Origin of the sequence: Binatus soli (SeqCode), assembly GCF_050015535.1 — a bacterium.
GTDB classification, from domain to species: domain Bacteria; phylum Desulfobacterota; class Binatia; order Binatales; family Binataceae; genus Binatus; species Binatus soli.
In genome coordinates, this window is the sequence record NZ_JBEKBF010000020.1 from 46,946 (window position 1) to 67,035 (window position 20,090).

At 58.9% G+C, this 20,090-nt stretch carries 16 protein-coding genes and 1 tRNA gene; 7 read left to right on the forward strand and 10 right to left on the reverse strand.

What is annotated here, in order from left to right; translation table 11 throughout:
* Positions 1–2: 2 nt before the first annotated feature.
* Positions 3–1,001, reverse strand: a complete 999-nt coding sequence (gene trpS / locus ABR989_RS14985) for a tryptophan--tRNA ligase (RefSeq protein ID WP_428130076.1) — start codon at positions 999–1,001, stop codon at positions 3–5.
* A gap of 22 nt (positions 1,002–1,023) precedes the next feature.
* Complete coding sequence (locus ABR989_RS14990) at positions 1,024–1,899, reverse strand: deoxyribonuclease IV (protein ID WP_428130078.1); 876 nt, start codon at positions 1,897–1,899, stop codon at positions 1,024–1,026.
* A gap of 141 nt (positions 1,900–2,040) precedes the next feature.
* Between ABR989_RS14990 and ABR989_RS14995 the strand changes: the two genes are divergently transcribed.
* From ABR989_RS14995 to ABR989_RS15010, 4 genes are all read left to right on the forward strand, one after another.
* Positions 2,041–2,439, forward strand: coding sequence for a hypothetical protein (locus ABR989_RS14995; protein WP_428130079.1), 399 nt, complete (start codon positions 2,041–2,043; stop codon positions 2,437–2,439).
* 69 nt (positions 2,440–2,508) lie between these two features.
* Positions 2,509–3,369, forward strand: a complete 861-nt coding sequence (locus tag ABR989_RS15000; RefSeq protein WP_428130081.1) for an NAD(+)/NADH kinase — start codon at positions 2,509–2,511, stop codon at positions 3,367–3,369.
* A gap of 15 nt (positions 3,370–3,384) precedes the next feature.
* On the forward strand, positions 3,385–5,082 hold the full coding sequence (gene recN, locus ABR989_RS15005; RefSeq protein WP_428130082.1) for a DNA repair protein RecN: 1,698 nt from the start codon (positions 3,385–3,387) through the stop codon (positions 5,080–5,082).
* Positions 5,083–5,198: 116 nt separating this feature from the next.
* Positions 5,199–5,275 (forward strand) — tRNA-Ala (locus ABR989_RS15010).
* Between the two features lie 1,242 nt (positions 5,276–6,517).
* Here ABR989_RS15010 and ABR989_RS15015 read toward each other — a convergent pair.
* Positions 6,518–7,543 (reverse strand): DUF1646 family protein, encoded by a 1,026-nt coding sequence (locus ABR989_RS15015; protein ID WP_428130083.1) that lies wholly within the window; start codon positions 7,541–7,543, stop codon positions 6,518–6,520.
* A 494-nt stretch (positions 7,544–8,037) separates the two neighbouring features.
* Here ABR989_RS15015 and ABR989_RS15020 point away from each other — a divergent pair, with 494 nt between their 5' ends.
* Genes ABR989_RS15020 through ABR989_RS15030 form a run of 3 tightly spaced genes read left to right on the forward strand, consistent with a single transcriptional unit; the run spans position 8,038 to position 9,630 of the window.
* Positions 8,038–8,712, forward strand: a complete 675-nt coding sequence (locus tag ABR989_RS15020; RefSeq protein ID WP_428130085.1) for a TetR/AcrR family transcriptional regulator — start codon at positions 8,038–8,040, stop codon at positions 8,710–8,712.
* Positions 8,709–9,074 (forward strand): SpoIIAA family protein, encoded by a 366-nt coding sequence (locus ABR989_RS15025; protein WP_428130086.1) that lies wholly within the window; start codon positions 8,709–8,711, stop codon positions 9,072–9,074. The genes ABR989_RS15020 and ABR989_RS15025 overlap by 4 nt, the downstream gene beginning before the upstream one ends.
* Before the next feature lie 13 nt (positions 9,075–9,087).
* Positions 9,088–9,630, forward strand: a complete 543-nt coding sequence (locus ABR989_RS15030) for a methyltransferase family protein (RefSeq protein ID WP_428130087.1) — start codon at positions 9,088–9,090, stop codon at positions 9,628–9,630.
* 178 nt (positions 9,631–9,808) lie between these two features.
* Here ABR989_RS15030 and ABR989_RS15035 read toward each other — a convergent pair whose 3' ends face one another.
* The 7 genes from ABR989_RS15035 to ABR989_RS15065 form a co-directional block, all read right to left on the reverse strand.
* Positions 9,809–12,607 (reverse strand): plasma-membrane proton-efflux P-type ATPase, encoded by a 2,799-nt coding sequence (locus tag ABR989_RS15035; protein WP_428130088.1) that lies wholly within the window; start codon positions 12,605–12,607, stop codon positions 9,809–9,811.
* Between the two features lie 316 nt (positions 12,608–12,923).
* The gene (locus ABR989_RS15040; RefSeq protein WP_428130089.1) at positions 12,924–15,284 is read right to left on the reverse strand and encodes a phosphoketolase family protein; all 2,361 of its coding nucleotides are present in this window, start codon (positions 15,282–15,284) and stop codon (positions 12,924–12,926) included.
* An 18-nt stretch (positions 15,285–15,302) separates the two neighbouring features.
* On the reverse strand, positions 15,303–16,487 hold the full coding sequence (locus ABR989_RS15045) for an acetate/propionate family kinase (RefSeq protein WP_428130091.1): 1,185 nt from the start codon (positions 16,485–16,487) through the stop codon (positions 15,303–15,305).
* Complete coding sequence (locus ABR989_RS15050; RefSeq protein ID WP_428130092.1) at positions 16,474–17,121, reverse strand: HAD family hydrolase; 648 nt, start codon at positions 17,119–17,121, stop codon at positions 16,474–16,476. The genes ABR989_RS15045 and ABR989_RS15050 overlap by 14 nt, the downstream gene beginning before the upstream one ends.
* 95 nt (positions 17,122–17,216) lie before the next feature.
* Entirely contained in the window at positions 17,217–19,331 is a 2,115-nt protein-coding gene (locus ABR989_RS15055) for a copper-translocating P-type ATPase (protein ID WP_428130094.1), read from the reverse strand.
* Positions 19,332–19,473: 142 nt separating this feature from the next.
* Positions 19,474–19,752, reverse strand: a complete 279-nt coding sequence (locus ABR989_RS15060) for a DUF5676 family membrane protein (RefSeq protein WP_428130095.1) — start codon at positions 19,750–19,752, stop codon at positions 19,474–19,476.
* Positions 19,749–20,030 (reverse strand): YHS domain-containing protein, encoded by a 282-nt coding sequence (locus ABR989_RS15065; protein ID WP_428130097.1) that lies wholly within the window; start codon positions 20,028–20,030, stop codon positions 19,749–19,751. The genes ABR989_RS15060 and ABR989_RS15065 overlap by 4 nt, the downstream gene beginning before the upstream one ends.
* Positions 20,031–20,090: the final 60 nt, after the last annotated feature.

Consider the following 20,090-nt stretch of genomic DNA (forward strand, 5'->3'; position numbering starts at 1 on the left):
GGTTAAAATTTGTAGCTGATCTTCATCGCGGTGCGCACTTCGGCCATCGTCTCTTGCGCGACGGCGCGTCCTATCCGCGTGCCCTCGACGATGATCTCGCGGACGTGCTCGGGCTTCGACGCGAAATGCGCGCGGCGTTCGCGAATCGGTTCCAGAAAAACGTTCAGCGCCTTGAACAGCTTCTCCTTGACCTCGACGTCGCCGACCGTGCCCTTGCGGTAGCGCTCCTTCAGGTCTTCGATTTCCGCCTTATCCGGATTGAACACGTCGTGATACGTGAAAACGGGATTGCCTTCGACGTGGCCGGGATCCGTTGGGTGCAGCCGCGTGGGATCGGTGTACATCGACATCACGCGCTTGCGCACGACGTCGGGCGAATCGCCAAGGTAGATGCAATTGCCGAGCGACTTCGACATCTTCGCTCCGCCGTCCGTCCCCGGCAGCCGCGCCACTTGGCCGACCAGCGCCTTCGGTTCGATTAGAACTTTGTCGTACATGCGATTGAAGCGCCGCACGATCTCGCGCGCCTGTTCGATCATCGGGAGCTGGTCTTCGCCGACCGGGACGAGATGCGCCTTGAAGATCGTGATATCCGAAGCCTGCGAAATTGGATAGGTGTAAAAGCCGACCGGCAGACCCTTGGTGAAATTCCTTTGCTTGATTTCGTCCTTGAGAGTCGGATTGCGCTCGAGCGTCGCGGTGGTGACAAGGTTCATGAAGTAAATCGTCAGCTCGGTCAGCTCCGGGACCATCGATTGAACGACGATCTTCACCTTGTCCGGATCGAGGCCGACCGCCAGGTAGTCGAGCGCGACCTCGAAGATATTCGCTTCGAGCTTTTCGGGATGCTCGAAATTGTCGGTCAGCGCCTGGATGTCGGCGATTAGTAAGTAGGTATCGTATTCTTCCTGCAGGCGTACGCGGTTTTGCAGCGACCCTACATAATGACCGAGATGCAATGGCCCGGTGGGGCGGTCTCCAGTGAGTATTCGTTTAATCATCGGTCAATAGTCAGTCCAATAGTCAGTTCGTGAATAGACTGCGCAACGTCGCCAGGTTCTCGATATCCTCCTTCAGGTCGGGACCCTTGGGCGTCTCCAGGCACATCGGCAGGCCGAAAAAGCGCTGATCGTTGAGGATGCGGCGAAACGCGTCGATTCCGATAAATCCCTTCCCGATATGCTGATGGCGATCGACGCGCGAATGGAAGTCCTTGATCGAGTCGTTGAGATGAAACGCGGCAAGTGTTTTGATTCCGATAAGCTTGTCGAGTTCGCTGAACGTACTTTCATATCCTTCCGGAGTGCGCAGGTCGTAGCCGGCGGCGAATGCATGCTCGGTGTCGAAGCATAGCCGGAGGCGCTCGTTTTCAACGACGGCGTCGAAGATTTGCGCCATCTGCTGAAAAGTGTGGCCCAGCGTGCTGCCCTGGCCGGCCGTGATTTCGAGCGCGATCTTCACGTTGAAGCCTTTGCATGCGGCGTGCGCCTCGTCGATCGACTTTGCAATCGTCTTGATCCCATTCTCAACCCCCGAGCCGACATGAGCGCCCGGATGCGCGACCAGCGTGGGCACGCCGAGCGCCTCGCATCGCTGCAGTTCGTCGATAAATGCCTTGACCGACTTGGCCCGCAGAGCTTCATCGGGCGCGCCGAGATTCACCAGGTAGGAGTCGTGCGCGATCACGATCCCGATGCCGGTTTCGATTTGATGGCGTTTGAAATTCTCGATTTCCTCTTTGCTGTACGGTTTCGACGCCCACTGTCGCGACGACTTGGTAAAAATCTGAATGCATTCGCAGCCGATCTGATTGCCCCGGGTCAGCGCCTCGCCGACTCCCCCGGCGATCGACATATGCGCGCCAAGGATTGGACGGCTGAATTTGCCGGTATTTGCCATCGTGACATGCAGCCTTTACGCGCCGGGCTTTGCGGACGCAAGCGCATCGCGATTTTATACGAATGAACGCCCAAAGCGAGCAGCAGCAACCCGCGCAACCGCTCTTGCCCGCCACGCCCATCGGTGGATACTTCATTACTCGTGCGAACCGCGATCATCATAGGATTGACGATTGCCGCCGCGGGATGCGCTCACGTCATTTCGCTGCCGCCGCAGGTGACGCTTGCGGAAGTGGAGCCGTCGGGCCGCGCCGCCAAGCCGCCCGATTGCAACATGCCGGTGTTGCGCCATGAGCCGCTGAGAGATTTTCGCAAGGTCGCAATCGTGGAGGGATTGGGAAACGTTTATGCGAGCGAGGCCGACGTGCTGCCCGCCGTGCAGCGCAAGGCCTGTGAAACGGGTGCGGATGCGATCGTCATACTCACGAGCAGAGCGCAGACCAGCGAAGCCAGCACGGGCTACTACATCAATTCGGTCGCGATCGTGTACGGCAAAGAAAATCCGGCCGCAGCCGGCGCCGCGTATAAAATGCTTCGGTGAGAGTGCGAATGGGCATTTATTGCTTTCGCGTTGCCGCCGATTTCAGCGCATGATAAGTGCCTGATTGCGGTGGCGAAGCGATCCATAAAGACGGTCGGCCTGGTCGTCAAGCACGAGCGGCCCGAAGCGATCACCATCGCGCGAACCCTCACCCGCCTTCTCCGCACCAGGCATAAGACTCCGCTCGCGGACACTGAGACGGCGAAAAAGATCGGCGCCGAGGCCGTCGAACGGCATCAGCTCGCCGATCGTGCCGATCTGATCGTCGTGCTCGGCGGCGACGGCACGCTGCTCGGCGTCGCGCGCCTGGTCGCATCGAAGGGGATTCCGATCCTGGGCGTAAATCTTGGCGGACTTGGCTTCCTGACCGAAGTGACTATCAAGGAGGCGCGAGCCGCCCTGGGACGCGTACTCGACGGCGACTACGAAGTCGATCGGCGCATCATGCTCGAGGCAATCGTCGAACGCGCATCCGAGGATTCAACCCAACCCTTTCTAGCACTCAACGACGTGGTCGTCGGCAAAGGCCCGCTCGGCGGGATGCTTCGGCTCGACGTAGTCGCCAATCACAAAGCCTTCTGCTCATATCGCGCCGACGGATTGATCATCGCAACTCCCACGGGCTCGACCGCATACGCGCTCTCCGCCGGCGGGCCGATCGTTTTTCCCACTCTCAACGCGATCGTGGTCGCGCCAATCTGCCCGCATACTCTGAGCAACCGTCCGGTGGTGCTGCCGGATTCGTTCGAAATCGAGATTCACGTGATGGCGCCGGATCACGACGCGGCTTTCACCGTCGACGGCCAGGAGTCGGCGCAACTGGGGCCAACCGACGTAATCAGAATCCATCGCGCACGCCACGTCGTTTCGCTAATCCGCTCCGCTCATCCGAATTTCGAAATCTGGCGCGACAAGCTCCACTGGGGATAGGCGCGCGCGTCGCAGATGCTGCTCGAACTGCACATCCGCAACTTCGCGATAATCGAGGAAGCTCATCTCGAGTTCGGCGCAGGCCTCAACGTGCTTTCGGGGGAGACAGGCGCCGGCAAAACGATCATCTTGAGCGCGCTCGGATTGCTGCTCGGCTCACGCGCGTCGCCCGATATGATTCGCACCGGCGAGAAGGAGGCAGTCGTCGAGGGACGGTTCGAGCTCGAGGGCGAGGCCGCGATGCCTGAACTGGCCGAGCGCAGGCGCGACGGCGAACGCCGCGAGTTGATCGTGCGCAGAGTGATCGCCGAGGGCGGTGGGCGCTCGCGCGTGACGATCGACGGCGAACTCGCCACCGTGCAGAGCCTTGGCAAGATAGGCGCGCCGTTGGTTCAGGTTTATGGACAGCACGAGCAGCATTCGCTGCTCCGTGCCGAGAGCCATCGCGAGACTCTCGATCGTTACGCGAACCTCGATGATGAACTCGCGTCCTATCGCGAACGTTACGCGCGCGCGGAAGACATCCAGTCCCGCCTTCACGAACTAAACCGCCGCGAACGTGAACGCGCGGATTTGCTGGAACTGGCAAGGTTCCGCGCGACCGAACTCGAGCGCGCCGGCCTCGTCGCCGGCGAAGATGAAGCGCTATCGCGCGAGCGAACCGTGCTCTCCAACGCAAGCAAGCTCGCCACCGCCGCGCTCGAGGCCGAGCAGGCGCTCTACGGCGCCGACGGCGCGGCGACAGATACGGTTGCGCGAGTCGAGGCGCGATTGGTCGATGCGGCTGCGCTCGATCCGAAGCTTGGCGATGCACTCGAGATGATCAAGTCGGCCCGCGCGAACCTCGAGGAGGCGGCGCGCACGCTCGGCGCGTACGCGTCCAGGATCGAGGCGGACCCCGCGCGTCTGGAGGAAATCGACAACCGGCTTCAGGAACTGACGCGGCTCAAGCGCAAATACGGCGGGTCAATCGATAGCGCTATCGAGACGTTGGAGCGATCGCGGGCCGAGATTGGCGAGCTCGAAGGGATCGGCGAGTCGAAAGCTCAAGTCGAAGCCGCGATGGCGGCGGCGCTCGACGAACTCACCGGGCATGCAAATAGACTGTCCTCGATTCGCCATCGCGCTGCCACCGAGCTCGGCCGCAAGATGGAAGCCGAATTGAGGACGCTTGGGATGCGCTCGCCGGGTTTCGAGGCGCGGCTCGGCGCGCTCGGCTCGGACGAAGCCGGCTTCGTGCATGGCGGCGTTGCGCTCGGTCCGTTCGGCATCGATACGATCGAGTTTCATCTGTCGCCGAATGTCGGCCAGCCTGCGATGCCGCTGCTGAGAATCGCCTCGGGCGGCGAGCTTTCGCGCGTGATGCTCGCGCTCAAGCGCCTCGAGGCGCAGCGCCGCGGTGTTGCCACGATGATTTTCGACGAAGTGGACGCCGGAATCGGCGGCGCAGTTGCCCAGGTGGTTGGCCGCAAACTGAAACAACTCTCGCGCTTTCATCAGATTTTGTGTGTCACGCACCTGGCGCAGATCGCGGCGTTCGCGGACCGTCATCTCACAGTCGAAAAAGAAGAGCGGCGCGGTTCGACTCGCAGCCGTGTGGCGGTTCTGGAACCCGGCGATCGCACCGAGGAGATCGCTCGGATGCTCGGCGGCGAAGTATCCGACAAATTCCGCCGCGCTGCGCGCGAACTGCTCGATCGCGCCCGGGAATGACGCGCGCTTGACGCCAATTCGCCGCCGTTATGAAACCGATCTCCAATGACAAGCGCGGCCCCGGTCGGTTGACTCCACGGACGGTATCCGGTTAGCTGAAAAATCTCGCCTGCGGTGGGGCTGTAGCTCAGTTTGGGAGAGCGCCTGAATGGCATTCAGGAGGTCGCGCGTTCGATCCGCGTCAGCTCCACCAATAAAATCAAGCACTTAGCCAATATTCGCCACGATGTCGCCAGCGATTAGGTGGCACATAGGTGGCACCGTAGACATAAGCCGATTTCACGATATAGACCTGACCAGACCCATTTTTCATGGCTCTGAGCAACCGGCGCAGCGTGAAAAGCTACGAAATTTTGGTTTTTGAAGCTCGCTCGGTGGCTTCCAGCATTTGGCCCCGAACACCGCTGCTCACCTCGTCGCGCGGAAATCAAAGGCTCTTTCATCCGAGCGCCCTGCCAGATTTATTGCTTTGCAAACTGCTCCGGCAGGCACCGATAGCGATCGCTACGCGTCTTGGACGCGTGTACAGTGAGCGACTTGGAAATCCTCCAGAAGTTCCATTGTCGTCGATCCGCGCGGCGGGCCGCTGCATCGGTGCCCTCACGCCTGGAGGAAATTGAGCCGCGTTCACGACGTGAGAGGTGGTGGGAAAGTCGTCCTCGCGCGTCCAAATCAAGCGAAACTGCGGGGTTTTATTTCCGCCCGCGTACCCTTCATCCGCCCTTGTCCAAGCCCGTGGCTGTCAAATTGGCTGTCAAAACCATCGCGCAAGAACGCATCAGATTTTCGATCTCGCGTACCAGCTATCGGTACCGAGACTTTGAATCCACCTCTTTCCGGGGGGGCGAGGCTGTCTGAGCAATCTTCTCCTTTAGCGGGACCTTGGAGGACCTTGACGCCCAACAGGTGACAAATCGCGACGCTGCAACAAATAACGCCCGGCAATTCGCCACCGAAGTCATCGGGATGCTCCGCCATAATGCGGCGAGCCAGCCACGGCGGAGATCGCGTGACGTACGGCAGGTGAGCGAGCATTTTCGGAGACGACGCCGAACTAGACCTTAGCGGCTTCGTTCCCCGACCTGCCGAGAATCCCTCACTCCACCCGACAAGATCAAGACAATCTCTGGAGCAGCGAACTTCGTGAGCCGTGAGCCGAGAAGGCAAACCTCATCGCCCGAACCGGCAAAACCTGAACCTAGACGACACCGCACGGGGCGGAACGTCCAACTCAACATCAAAGCCACTGCCCACACGGTCGAACGCTTTCACAAAATTGCCGACAGCAACCGCTGGATACTTGGCGACACCTTCGACCGTGCCATTGCCGCGCTCGAGCGCGAATTAGCATCCTCCACCTTGTAGTCAAAGACAGGCGCCGCCTGCGGAAAGGCTTCCACAATAAGACCCCTTTTTCAGGTCATTACGGGGCCGGTCAGCCAAGAACCTTTAGTACAGCAAAATAAATGCCCAGCATGGCGATTCCCATCGGCATGCCGACCGTCGCCCACTCGCGGCTGGTAATGCGCAGCCGGCTGGCAGCAACAATGTTGGCGATGTTGCCAGGAACAAACATCCCACCGCTGATTAGCAAACCGAGCAATGCCGCGCGCTGCTGATTCACGCTGAGCGTCGGCCCCATCTCCACTACTGCCAGGGTCGAATTGTTGACGACTGCGGAAATCGTATTGAGCCAAAATAGCGATTCACTTGGGAGCCGGGGGACGTACGCATCGAGCAAAGGCCTGAGGCCTTCCGATAGTGCGACTAGTCCGGCGATAAAGACATACACTTTACCCGGTCGAGCGAGGAGGACAACCCACCACGAATCCCGCGGTGCGATTACCACGGTCTGCTCCAACTCGATTGAGCCAATCCGCAAAAGCAACGTCGGTAGCGCGCTGAGCACGATTCCGACCACAACGAAGGGACCAAGCAGTCGGGTCAGGTACCAAAAGTCCGCATGCAGGGCGTGCAGAACCACCGCGATTCCGGGCATGCCCACAGGCGTGAGGCCTGCGCCAAGACCGATAGCGAAACATGCAGATACCGTCACGAAAATCTCGGCCGGCCGCTCAAGGCGAAGTACAGAAATCGCCTCCACGAATACCAAGGCAGAAACAACCGGAGTTATGATTGCCGCGAGAAACCCAAGAATGATCGTTAGCAAAAAACAGACCGCCTTTGGGTCGAGCACTTGAACTACAGAGGCAAACAGTTCATCGAGAAAGTCGCGCAGAAGGCGAAACCCTGCGCCAAACACCAGAACCGCCAGCGTGAATGACAAGGGCTCGCGCAGGGCTGCCCAGATTAGCGCCGAGCTGAATTGTCCCATGAGACAAGCGGTCGCCACTCCGGCCACCAGGAAAAAAAGCTCAACGTTGCGTTTGATCGGCCCGATAAAGACGGGACCGACCAGAACTGCGAAGACCATTAACGCGGCAAGGACCATCGTGAGCATCTTCCCGCAACTAATGCATTAATACGGCGTTCGTGTAATCCGGAATTTCCATATTGAATCTTGATTCAGACCCGCATCAAGACCAGGTGGTTTGCAAACGGGAAGCTCGAGCCAGATTTTGAGTCCAAAGAGCTTTCCACGGCGCCGCAACCAGCCAGTTCTGCCTCGCGTTGGCATGAAACACGCGAAACTAGCACTTCCCCCCTATCTCATCACCGGAATCTGCTCCACTCTGCACACCGCGCCGCCGGAGGTACCCGAAGTCGACATGCAGCGCGGGCAGGACCAGCGTACTGGCCGGCATCCCCAGGGGCGTCGTGACCGCGAATGGGCCGCGCACGGCCTCCGCACCGGAATGCTGCTTCTCATTTGTGTTTCGGAGTTTTGGGCCTCATGGCTGCTTTCTGACAGCCTTTTCCAGTGGTCGTTCGCTCAAAGATGAATGTATTCAGTTTTACTTGCCACGAGAGTGGACCGGCGCTATAAAATAATGAATGGATTCATCTTTAGAGAATCGACCAGTCGGACTTCGCGACCGGCAGAAGCAGGAGCGGGAGCGCCGTATTATCAAGGCCGCCGAGCGACTGTTCGCCAGGAAGGGCTACGTCGAAGTCGCTATGGAAGATGTAGCGGGGCGCGCGGGCTTCGCGGTCGGCACGATCTACAACTATTTCCCGTCCAAATCCGCGCTGTTGCTCGCGATCGTCAGGCGTGAAACGGAATCGCTGCTCGCGAGCGGACGGAAGATCCTCGAAGACCCGCCGCGCAACCCGGTCGCGGGGGTTTCCGCGTTCACCGGGATTTTTTTCGACGACTTCACGCGTGACGACCGACGGCTGTGGCGCGAACTGTTCGGCGCTGCGATTGCGGAGCCGTCCACCCTGGGACAGCGCCTGTTCGAAGCCGATGTGCAACTGGTGACGCAGCTCGCCGCTCTGCTCGAGCGATACCGCTGCGACGGGATTCTCGCATCCGACATAGAACCCATGCCCGCGGCGACCGTCCTTTACGGCGTCTGCTTCACCTGGATGACCGCTTATCTGATGAACGACGCGATCAGCGCCGAAATGGTGCGCAACGAGATTCGCCGCGGCACCGCGATCGCAATGCGCGGATTGTTTCGCGACGCCGACGCAATCTCAACTATTACCGGAGGTGCTGAACTATGATCGAGATTATCGAAGGCCTTCCCGACCATGTAGTGGGAATCCTGGCAAAGGGCGAAGTGACGAGAAAGGACTACCTAGAGGTGGTGATACCGGCAATAAAAAAGTCGCTGAAGCAAAATGCCAAGCTGCGGCTCTATTACGAGCTGGGTTCGCAATTCACCGGAATCGACTTCGGCGCCGAATGGGAAGATTTCAAACTCGGAATTGAGCATCTTTCACGTTGGGAACGGATGGCCGTCGTGACCGACGTCGCCTGGATCAGGAATTTGGTCGGTGCTTTTCGCTTTCTGATGCCCGGAAAGATGAGAATCTTCACGACCGCCCAGACATCAGAGGCCCGCAAATGGATCGTCGCGCCGTGAGCGGGAGCCATCCATGAGAATCTTCGGAGATCCTTTCTTTTGGGCACTGGTCAGCATGTTCGGATTGGCAAGCGCCACGGCCGGGGTGGGCAGCACGAGGCTGGGGAAATTTAGATCACTGGGATTGGTAACCGTGGGAATGTTCACCTTGGGGCGAGTGGTGCTGGTCCTGCCCGCGGTAACTCAGCCGAGACTCGTGGCGGGTGACTGGATCTGGGTTGTCGGAGGCGTGATCTTTGCCGCAGGAATGGTTTTCGCGCTTCCTGCGTTCGCGATCAGGCCGTTCACAGGGCCCGAGGCTGGTGTGAGCCTGAGGACCGGAGGATTTTACCGGATCGTCAGGAATCCTCTCTATCTTTCAGATGTGTTGTGGTGCCTCGGTTGGGCAGTGATGTTCCGCTCCGAGATCGGCATCGCTCTCGTTCCCGTGTGGTGGGCGGGTCTGTGGCTGCTAACTATAATCGAGGAGGAGAGCCTCGAGCGGAAACTCGGCCAGCCGTACATCGAGTACAGGCGACGAATCCGTGGACGTATCCTCCCCGGCCTGCCACTATGATCGCACCGAGCCCAAATCCGCGCGGGAATGAGGGGGACCGCTCCTGATGCCGGACAGATTGAGGTATTTCGGTGATTGCCGACATCGCCAACTGGTGCTGGGTGCGCGCCCAAAAGCGGTTGGACCTTTCGATCGACGGCCTCGGAAATCTGCGACACACGACTATCCAGTGCTGCCCTTAAGCGGTCGGAGCGGCCGCCTTGGCGGGGACTGGGGCCGGATGAAGGCTGGCGTTGACTCTCGCAAGGTGGCGCTGATGGCGTGCCGTGCCCAGATGCATCAGGCGGTAAACCTCAACCTTCACCATGTCGTTGATGAAAAACCATACGAGCGCATAGCCCCACACTAACAGTGCGTACTTCCATCCCAGCGGCGTCATGCCCCATCCATAGACCGCGGCCAGGGTTCCGATGACCTGGGTTGTTTCGCAGGCAACGACCAGACGCCAATTGGGCCACGGGCGCTGCCAAAACGTTCCCACGCTTCGCGTGATGTAAATGGTGAGGTGCCCGGCGACCAGCAGCTTGAGGAAGATGAGGCTTTGAACGACGGGCCGGGGGAGGTGAAAGTATTTCTCTGCGATCCAGAAAAGGCCGAATGCAGAGATAACTCCCATCACGCCGAGCACCGAGCTGACCGTGAGTACGCGTTCCATGTCCCAGCGCACCGGGCGTGGAGCTACAATGGTGTTGTCGTAGGCGATCATCATGATCGGGAAGTCGTTGAGGACCGCGATGAGCACGATCATGACCGCGGTTACGGGGTAGAAGTTGAACACCACAATCGCGAGCGTCATGAAGAGCAGGACGCGGATGGTTTCCGAAATCCGGTAGATGGCGTAACTGTTCATGCGTTCGAATATCTTGCGCGCTTCTGCAATGGCGGCGGTGATTACCGAGAGACCTGTGGCCGTGAGCACCAGATCCGAGGCGGCGCGGGCGGCGTCGGTCGCGCCGCTTACCGCGATGCCGCAATCAGCCTGTTTGAGCGCGGGAGCGTCGTTGACGCCGTCACCGGTCATTCCGACGATATGTCCACCCGCCTGGAGGGCCTTGACGATCTTGAACTTATGCTCAGGAAAAACCTGTGCGTAGCCGTCGGCCGCGTCTATCTTGTCACTGTCGTCAGGCTTACCGTCGGGGAAAAGATCGCTCGCAACCGCGATGTTCGGTCCCAGCTTGAGTTCGCGCGATATCTGGCGCGCTATTGCGAGATTGTCGCCGGTTACCATGCGAACCTGCAGACCCATTTTTCGCGCGGTCGCGATGGTCGAGGCTGAATCGTCGCGGGGCGGATCGGACAGAGACAGTAGTCCAAGGAATTCCCACTTTCCCTGGGCATCGGTGCGCGCGACACCAAGGGTACGATAGCCTTTGGCCGCCAGATCGTTAACCTGCCCTTCAGCTTGTTTGCGCGCGTCCGCGTCGGGATGGACCAGATCCAGAATCACCTGCGGGGCGCCCTTCGAGACTTTGAAAGTGGCGTTGTCGTGTTTGACCTCGGCCTCGGTTCGCTTACTGACCGGATCGAAAGGCGTGAAATGAGTGATTTGATAGGCTTTTAACGCCGATTGATCGCTGAGACCTTTGAGGACGGCCTCGTCGATGCCATCGCCGCCCTCCCTTCGCGACGCCAAGGCTCCTCCCAGGATCAGGTCCTGATCGTTGCTCGCCTTGAAAACCACAGGGCTGCCCAGCTTGAGCTCGTTCTTGGTCAGCGTTCCGGTCTTGTCTGAGCAGAGAATGTCCATGCCGGCCATCTCTTCGATCGCGGCGAGGCGGGACACGATAGCCTTCATCCTGGCAAGCACGGATGCGCCGACGGCCATCGTGACGGACAGGACGGCGGGCAATGCGACCGGGATTGCAGCTACCGTAAGAATCAGTGCGAATAGCAGGGTTTCGACCAGCGGGTCGCCGCGAAATAGCGCGACTGTCAGGATCAATGCGACCAGGCCGAGCGTGATCAGAATGAGAAAATTACCTATCTTGAGGACCGCCTTCTGAAAGTGGGACACGGTCTGAACGCTCTCGACCAGTCGCGCGGTGCGGCCGAAGAGCGTGTTCATTCCGGTGGCGACGACCAGCCCATTCATCTGGCCCATTCGCACGATTGATCCTGAATACGCAACGTCATTTTTCTTCTTGTCGACCGGCAGTGACTCTCCCGTCAGCGCCGACTGATCGATGCTGAGGTAGTCGCCATCGACCAGCTTCAGGTCGGCGGGGACGACATTGCCGAGTTTGACCATGACAATATCCCCACTCACCAGGGTCTTTGCCTCGACGTCGCTCCACTTGCCGTCGCGCAGCACTCGCGAATGCAGTGCGAGATTCTTTTTGAGCGCCTCGATCTCGTTGTCGGCCTTGAATTCCTCCCAGAAGCCGACGACCGCGTTCAGCGCCAGCATGAAAAAGATGATGACGAAGTCTTCCCAATGCCGAACCACTGCGGAGAGTATCGCGGCAATTTCGATCATCCACGCGATAGGTCCCCAAAGAAACGTCAGGAACCGCTTGAGGGGGCTGATGCGCTTCTCTTCGATCGCGTTGGGACCGTCCTTCTTGAGCCGGCTCGCCGCTTCTTCCTGGGTCAGTCCATGCTCGATACTCGAATGGAACTTGGTGAGCGCCTCCTGGATCGTCCCGGTATCAGCTGGTATCTGGACACCTTTGGACGCATCTGCCTTGGAGGCGTCGGCCTTGGGAGCGTCAGCCCTGGGAGCATCGGCCTTGGACGCATCTGTCTTGGCTGCATCTGCGGAAACTGAGGCCTCGGCCTTTTGCCAGTCCTCGAGCGCACTGCCGCGTTCACCATGGCGAGCCTGAAAGACTTCGAAGGCGCGCTTGCGAATCTCATCCACGCTCGGCTTCGAACCCTTGGACTCAGCTGTACTTGCCTCGGACCCTTCTGGCGCGGAGTCCTTTGGATCGTTTACAGTCTTCGCATCTTCTGGAGAACTCTTCTCAGTAGCCATCTTTTAACTCCTGCCAGATTCCTTCCATACAGCGCCGACCGACCTTGGTCGGGCGCTCTGCGGTTGACTGCGAGGTCGCCATGCCAGGTCATCGCTCATCACATAGATACTCAGGGCCACAAGCATCAAAATCACGGCGACCCACAAACGCCAATCATGATGCGCATGTTTCCAGTAAGGACGATGGAAGCCATGAGGAACACTGTCGCTATCTGGACCTTCGGACCGGTGGTGACTGTGCTTTATCTTATTCATCAGTTCCCTGCCTTCTCGACTCCATCCGGAATGATCTCGGGTCGGCGCTATTACCGCTCGTCTACTTCCACTTCCAGTTACGGATTTCCGGCAGGTCCTGGCCGTGCTTGTCGATGTAATGCTTGTGCTCGATGAGCTTGTCCTGCATCATCTGCTTCAGATAGGAACCCTTGGCGCCCAAATGCGGTAGGCGATCCACCACGTCTTGCACTAAGTGAAATCGGTCAAGGTCGTTCTGCACCCTCATGTCAAAGGCGGTCGTAATGGTACCCTCTTCTTTGTAGCCCCGGACGTGCAGGTTGCGGTTGGTGCGGCGGTAGGCCAGCCGGTGGACCAGCCATGGATATCCATGAAAGCCAAAGATGATGTGCTTGTCTCTGGTGAAGAGCGAGTCGTAATCCTTATCGCTCAGCCCGTGCGGGTGTTCCGTGCTGGGCTGTAGCTTCATTAGATCGACGACATTGATCACGCGGATTTTCAGATCGGGAAGATGTTCGCGGAGGATGGAAACGGCGGCCAGAATCTCCAACGTGGGCGTGTCTCCACAACAGGCCATCACCACGTCCGGCTCGGCGTCCTGGTCGTTGCTGGCCCATTGCCAGATGCCAATTCCTTCCTTGCAATGCACGACCGCGGCGTCCATCGTCAGCCATTGGGGTAGTGCGTGTTTGCCTGCAACCACCACGTTGACGTAGTGCCGGCTGCGCAGGCAGTGATCGAAGACCGACAGCAGACAATTCGCGTCGGGCGGCAGGTAGACGCGTACGATATCGGCCTTCTTGTTGATAACGTGGTCGAGAAAGCCCGGATCCTGGTGCGTGAAGCCATTGTGATCCTGCTGCCAGACGTGGGAGGCCAGCAGATAGTTCAACGACGAGATCTTCCGGCGCCAGGGCAGTTCCAACGTCACCTTCAGCCACTTGGCGTGCTGGCTGAACATCGAATCGACGATGCGAATGAAGGCCTCATAGCTATTGAAAAGCCCGTGCCGCCCGGTCAGTAGATATCCTTCCAGCCAACCCTCGCACTGATGCTCGCTGAGCATCGAATCGACCACGCGTCCCGCTGGCGCGAGGAATTCATCATTTTTTGCTTCGCGGGCGTCCCACTGACGGTCGGTGACTTCAAAAACCGCGCCCAACAGATTCGAGAGTGTCTCATCGGGCCCGAAGATCCGGAAATTGCGCTGATCCTGATTCAGCTTGGCCACGTCACGCAGGAACTTGCCCAGCACGAGCGTATCCTGGCCGTCGACGGCGCCGGGCGAAGGCACATCCACCGCGTGGACATGGAAGTCCGGCATCCGCAGGTCGCGCAACAGAATACCGCCGTTGGCGTGGGGATTGGCGCCCATCCGCCGCTCGCCCTTGGGCGCCAGCTCGGCCAATTCCGATCTAAGACGGCCATGCTCATCGAATAGCTCTTCGGCCTTGTAGCTCTTCATCCAGCTTTCAAGCAGCTTGACATGATCGGGATGCTCGGAATCCACCAGCAGCGGCACCTGGTGCGCCCGGAAGGTGCCCTCGATTTGCAGGCCGTCGACGACTTTCGGTCCCGTCCAGCCCTTGGGTGACTTGAGGACGATCATTGGCCAGCGCGGCCGAGTGGTGTCGTTCTTGTTCCGTGCATGGCTTTGGATTTGCCGAATGTCTTCGATGACCTCTTCCAAAGTACCGGCCATGAGTTGATGCATTTTCTCCGGCTCATCACCTTCGACAAAATGGGGCGTCCAGCCGCAGCCTCGTAAAAATTCCTCCAATTCTTCATGCTCGATGCGGGCGAGCACGGTCGGATTGCTGATCTTGTAGCCGTTGAGGTGCAGGATCGGCAGCACTGCTCCGTCGGTAATTGGGTTGATAAACTTGTTGGACTGCCATGCGGTCGCCAGCGGGCCTGTTTCCGCTTCGCCGTCGCCGATGATGCACGCGACGATCAGGCCCGGATTGTCGAACGCGGCCCCGAAAGCATGGCTGAGCGAGTACCCCAGCTCGCCACCTTCGTGAATCGATCCCGGCGTGGTCGGGGCTACATGGCTGGAAATCCCGCCGGGAAACGAGAATTGCTTGAACAGCTCTTTCATCCCGGCTTCGTCCTGGCTGACGTTCGGATAAATCTCGCTGTAGCTGCCTTCGAGGTAGGTATTGCCCACCAGCGCCGGGCCGCCGTGGCCGGGACCGGCGATGTAGAACATATCCAGGTCATACTTCTTGATGACCCGGTTCAAATGCACATAGATGAAGTTCTGGCCGGGCGTCGTGCCCCAGTGTCCGACCACCAGCGGCTTCACGTGCGACAGTTTGAGCGGCTCCTTCAGCAGCGGATTGTCGTAGAGATAGATCTGGCCGACCGACAGATAGTTCGCCGCGCGCCAGTATGCATCAATCTTGTGGAGCAGTTCCGGGGAAAGAGTTGTCGTCTTCATGGTTCAATTCCCTTTTTTTCAGCCAAGGCCGAGAACGCGGCAAACCGTCTTGGCAATCATGAGTTCTTCGTCCGTATGAATGACGCGGACAGCGACCCTGCTGGCCGCCGCAGAAATCACGCCCGCGTTCGCTGCGTTTCGCTTTTCTTCGAGTTCGATTCCAAGGAATCCGAGCCCATCGCAAATCCGGTCGCGGACCATGGGCGCGTTTTCGCCGATCCCGCCGGCGAACACCAGCGTGTCCAGTCCGCCCAACGCCGCCGCGAATGCGCCGATCCATTTCTTGACCTGGTAGCAAAACAGCGCGACCGCTTCAGCCGCCCGCACGTCCTGCGTTTCACGGCCGAGCAAGTCACGCATGTCGGAACTGGTTTCCGACACGCCGAGCAGCCCGGACTGGAAATTGACCATCTCGTTGAATTGCTTCGCGCTCATTTTTTCAGTGCGCGCCAGATAGCAAACCAGTCCGGGATCGAGATCGCCTGAGCGGGTACTCATCGGCACTCCGGCTGTCGGGGTGAAACTCATGCTTGTGTCCACGGATTTGCCGTGACGCACCGCCGCCAAGCTCGCGCCGTTGCCGAGGTGTGCGAGGATCACCCGGCCTTGTGCCGTTTCCGATCCGGCCAGGCGGGCCAGCTCTCCCACCAGAAACGCATACGACAACCCGTGAAACCCGTACCGCCGCACCCCTTGCGCTTGGTAGCGGCGCGGGATCGGCAACAACCGGGCGACTTGCGGCAGATAATGGTGAAAAGCCGTGTCGAAACACGCCACTTGGGGCAGGTCAGGAAATCGGCGATGAAATGCCTCGGTCAAGAGGATCTCTTCGGGCATATGGTCCGGATCGAATGGACTGAGCCGGTGCAGTTCCTCAACCATTTCCGCAGTGATTCGCTGCGGCTTGCTATACTTCGGCCCGCCATGCACCACGCGATGCCCCACCGCGGTCAATGCATCACGCGCGCTGCGTTTCTCGAGCCAATCCATCAACACATTCACCGCTACCGTGTGGTTCGGCGCGGCCAACGGTCGGGAAAAGTTCTCCGAACCTTTGACTGCAAACGTGGCGTCTGGCAGGCCAATCCGTTCGATACTCCCGTCCAACGCGCGGCGCAGCGGCTCGCCAGCTTCAAACAACGCGAACTTGATGCTCGAAGAGCCGCCATTGATCGTCAGAATGCGTGGGCTAGCTGGTTTCATGGATGACTCCTTCGGCATTCTGCAATCCTAACGAAGCCAGTTTCGCGCACGTGGACTTGTAATCCGCGTGAAGAATGCTTCGAATCCCCAAACCTTCCGCGATCTGGACGAACATCGGGGTGTTTTCGATATAGAGCACCTGCCGGGCCGGCGCCTGGGCGATGTCCAGCGCAAGCCGAAAGATGTCCGCGTCGGGCTTGCGGACGTGGACGAAGCAGGAGGAAATGAAAGAGTCCACAAACCTGTCCAGCTTGAACTTTCGAATCCGATACGCATTCAGTTCGCGCCCTTCGTTGCTGACCACTGCGATCTTGAGCCCATGCCGGACCTTGAGCTGCGCGACCAGCTCGATCATGTCGGGGTAAGGTTTCGATTGCGCGAACATGAAGCGCTGAAACTGAGCCCGGGTGAACGGTCGCTTTTGATAGAACACCACCCGACCCAAATATTCTTCCAGCGTGAGCTTTCCCTCTTCGTAGGTGTCGAAGGTCAGGTGATGCCGATCCTCCATCTCGGCCAACTCCAGCTTGAAGTTCGCCGCCGCCCGTTTGCGCGCAGGATGATCCCACCCGTTGGTGAGCAGGACACCGCCGATATCCAGAAACACGCAGGTGATTGCAGTCGCTTTCTTCATCGTCATTTCTTCCGTCGATCAGATGTCTTTTGATTCCGGTTTTCACGCTGTTTCGTGTTAATCGAAAATTTTGTTCCCGTTCTTCAACAGCTTGGTCATTTCTTCAGTCTCAGCAGTCGCGCGTTGACGGCCACAATCACAGTGCTCGCGGACATCAGCACCGCACCCAAAGCGGGAGTGAGCAGCACGCCCCACGCGTAAAGCGCTCCGGCCGCCAGCGGAATGGCGACGACGTTGTAGCCCGTGGCCCAGAGAAGGTTCTGAATCATCTTCCGATACGTGGCGCGAGAAAGCTGCACGATGGCCACGACATCCAGCGGATTGCTCCGCACCAGAATCACGTCGGCGGTTTCCACCGCCACATCGGAACCGGCTCCAATGGCGATGCCCACATCAGCTTGCGCCAGCGCCGGGGCATCGTTCACGCCGTCGCCAGTCATGGCCACCAATACGCCCCGGGATTGAACCTCTTTCACTTTGGCGGCTTTGTCCTGCGGCAGGACTTCGGCGAAGTATTCGTCCAGTCCGACCTGGTCCGAGACCCATTTGGCCGTCGCTTTGTTATCGCCGGTGAGCATCATGCAGCGGATGTTCAACGCCCTAAGGGCATCGATGGCTTGCTTCGCCTCGGGTCGGACGATGTCGGCCAAGGCAATCGCTCCTTTCAACTTCCCGTCAACGAGGACAAACACGACCGTCTTGCCTTGGGCTTGCAGCGGCTCGACGCGCTTGTCGGTGCGGTCGATATTCTGTCCGCGCAAGAAGCCCGGGCTAACCACTTTGACCTCTCTGCCCTCGACTCTGCCTTCGGCGCCTTTGCCCGGGATGCTTTTAAAGTTTTGAACGGGCAGCTTCTTTTCCGAAGAAGCGGCGATAGCCTTGGCGATGGGATGTTCGGAATTCGCGTCCACGGAGGCCGCGTACTTGCGCAGCGTTTCTTCGTCGATGTCCTGCGAAAGTACCAGTGTGTCGGTCACGCCAAAGCGGCCCTCGGTAAGCGTGCCGGTCTTATCAAAAATGATGGCCTGCAGTTTTCGGGCGCCTTCGAAAGAAACGCGATTACGAATGAGCAGGCCGTTTGTCGCGGCGAGTGCCGTGGAGACGGCTACCACCAGTGGCACGGCAAGACCTAGGGCATGCGGGCAGGCGATGACCATGACGGTGACGGTGCGTTCGATGGCGAACGCGAAGTCCTTGCCCATGAGAACCTGCCAGATAAGGAAGGTGATCACGCCGCCCCCCAAGGCAATAATGGTGAGCCACAGCGCGGCGGTGTTGGCGAGGTCCTGGGTCTTTGATTTGCTTTCCTGGGCCTGTTTGACGAGATCGATGACCTGCGACAGAAACGAATCCTTGCCGGTGCTCTTGATCTCAATGGTCAACGAACCTTCCCCGTTGATGGACCCGCCGATGACTTTTGCGCCCGTCTTTTTGGTAACGGGGGTTGATTCCCCGGTGAGCATTGCCTCATCGACCGAGCTCTCGCCGGCCACGATGACACCGTCAGCGGGAATCTTCTCACCGGGCTTGATCAGGACTTTGTCATTCACCGCCAGTTCGCCGAGAGGCACGTCTTTCACACTGCCATCGGGCATGAGTTTGTGGGCGTCGGAGGGCATGAGTTTGGCAAGCTCCTCCAAAGCCCGCGAAGCTCCCATCACGGACTTCATTTCAATCCAATGCCCGAGCAACATGATGTCGATGAGTGAGGCCAGCTCCCAGAAGAACATCTTGCCGGTCAGCCCGAATACCACAGCGCTGCTGTAAAGATACGCCGTAGCAATGGCGACGGAGATGAGCGTCATCATTCCGGGCCGGCGGGATTTGAGTTCCTCGAAAAATCCTTTAAGAAACGGCCAGCCGCCATACCAAAAGACCGCCGAAGAAAGACCGAACAACACATATAGGTCGCCGGGAAAACGAATGGCTTCTCGCAGTCCCACCAGCGTTTGGAGCATCGGCGAGAGGACGAGAATCGGCAGGGTCAAGACCAGTGAGATCCAGAACCGTTTCCGGAAATCCGCCGCCATGTAAGCATGGTGGTCGGGTCCGTCTTGCGGCATTTTAGCTTCGGCCTCCAACCAATTCTGCACGTCGCGTCCTTGCGGACGACCTTCCTTCAGATAGATGTCGTATGCCTTCTTGGCCACCTCATCATGCGCTGGCTTAGTTTCGGGTTTATTTTTGGTTGCGTGTTCGTGTTCTTTCATAGGGGGTCACCTGTCATTTTTTCTATGGTTCTTCCATCAACCCTGAGCGACCGCCCTCCGCGATGCTTTGAGCGGGCGTTGACAGAAACTTCTGCCGGCAGTGGTCACCGCAAAAGTAGAACGTCTGTCCATCAAGCTCGGCTTATCGGGCGACCCGTCTTTGTTCCCGCTGACTGAGCACCACGTTGTAAATCGGCACCCAGATCAGCGCGAAGTACCAGCCGTAGGCGATGCTCTCGACCAACCCCAGAACAAAACTGCCGAAGCTGATCCAGACGAAGCCGGGCAGGAGTCTCTCCCAAACCATGTGCATCTGGTACGCCGGCAGAATCAAATCGAGAGCGGTGCAGAGCACGAACGAGATGGCGAGCAGTCCGCTCGCCGCGAAGCCCGTCGCGGCCAAAGACATTCCCGATCTCATGCCGAGGCCCTCCCCTGTTCGGTGAAGCGCTGTGGTTCTGCGTCGAACTTGTCGAGGCAGTTGCGCGAGCAGAAGCGATACTCGCGCCCTTGATAAACCTCCGCATAGTGGCTGTCGGCACCGACCTTTATTCCGCAGACGGGGTCCTTGGTGTCGCCCGCTTCCGATTGGCTAGCATGCTGTTGATGATAGCCATGCACCGCATGCGAGCCGCACCCGAAACGCATCATCACGTAGAAAAAGACCGCAAACAGCAGAAAGCTCGTGATCCAGTCCATTGGATTGCCCTCCTACGCCTGGTTCACCGGTCGTGCGACCTCGTAGAGATGATCACTTCT

Bases quoted from the DNA above. Each gene is read 5' to 3' on its own strand.
- trpS (WP_428130076.1), bottom strand. From the start codon at position 1,001: ATGATTAAACGAATACTCACTGGAGACCGCCCCACCGGGCCATTGCAT.
- ABR989_RS14990 (WP_428130078.1), bottom strand. From the start codon at position 1,899: ATGGCAAATACCGGCAAATTCAGCCGTCCAATCCTTGGCGCGCATATG.
- recN (WP_428130082.1), top strand. From the start codon at position 3,385: ATGCTGCTCGAACTGCACATCCGCAACTTCGCGATAATCGAGGAAGCT.
- ABR989_RS15015 (WP_428130083.1), bottom strand. From the start codon at position 7,543: ATGCTCACGATGGTCCTTGCCGCGTTAATGGTCTTCGCAGTTCTGGTC.
- ABR989_RS15020 (WP_428130085.1), top strand. From the start codon at position 8,038: ATGGATTCATCTTTAGAGAATCGACCAGTCGGACTTCGCGACCGGCAG.
- ABR989_RS15025 (WP_428130086.1), top strand. From the start codon at position 8,709: ATGATCGAGATTATCGAAGGCCTTCCCGACCATGTAGTGGGAATCCTG.
- ABR989_RS15030 (WP_428130087.1), top strand. From the start codon at position 9,088: ATGAGAATCTTCGGAGATCCTTTCTTTTGGGCACTGGTCAGCATGTTC.
- ABR989_RS15035 (WP_428130088.1), bottom strand. From the start codon at position 12,607: ATGGCTACTGAGAAGAGTTCTCCAGAAGATGCGAAGACTGTAAACGAT.
- ABR989_RS15040 (WP_428130089.1), bottom strand. From the start codon at position 15,284: ATGAAGACGACAACTCTTTCCCCGGAACTGCTCCACAAGATTGATGCA.
- ABR989_RS15045 (WP_428130091.1), bottom strand. From the start codon at position 16,487: ATGAAACCAGCTAGCCCACGCATTCTGACGATCAATGGCGGCTCTTCG.
- ABR989_RS15050 (WP_428130092.1), bottom strand. From the start codon at position 17,121: ATGAAGAAAGCGACTGCAATCACCTGCGTGTTTCTGGATATCGGCGGT.
- ABR989_RS15055 (WP_428130094.1), bottom strand. From the start codon at position 19,331: ATGAAAGAACACGAACACGCAACCAAAAATAAACCCGAAACTAAGCCA.
- ABR989_RS15060 (WP_428130095.1), bottom strand. From the start codon at position 19,752: ATGAGATCGGGAATGTCTTTGGCCGCGACGGGCTTCGCGGCGAGCGGA.
- ABR989_RS15065 (WP_428130097.1), bottom strand. From the start codon at position 20,030: ATGGACTGGATCACGAGCTTTCTGCTGTTTGCGGTCTTTTTCTACGTG.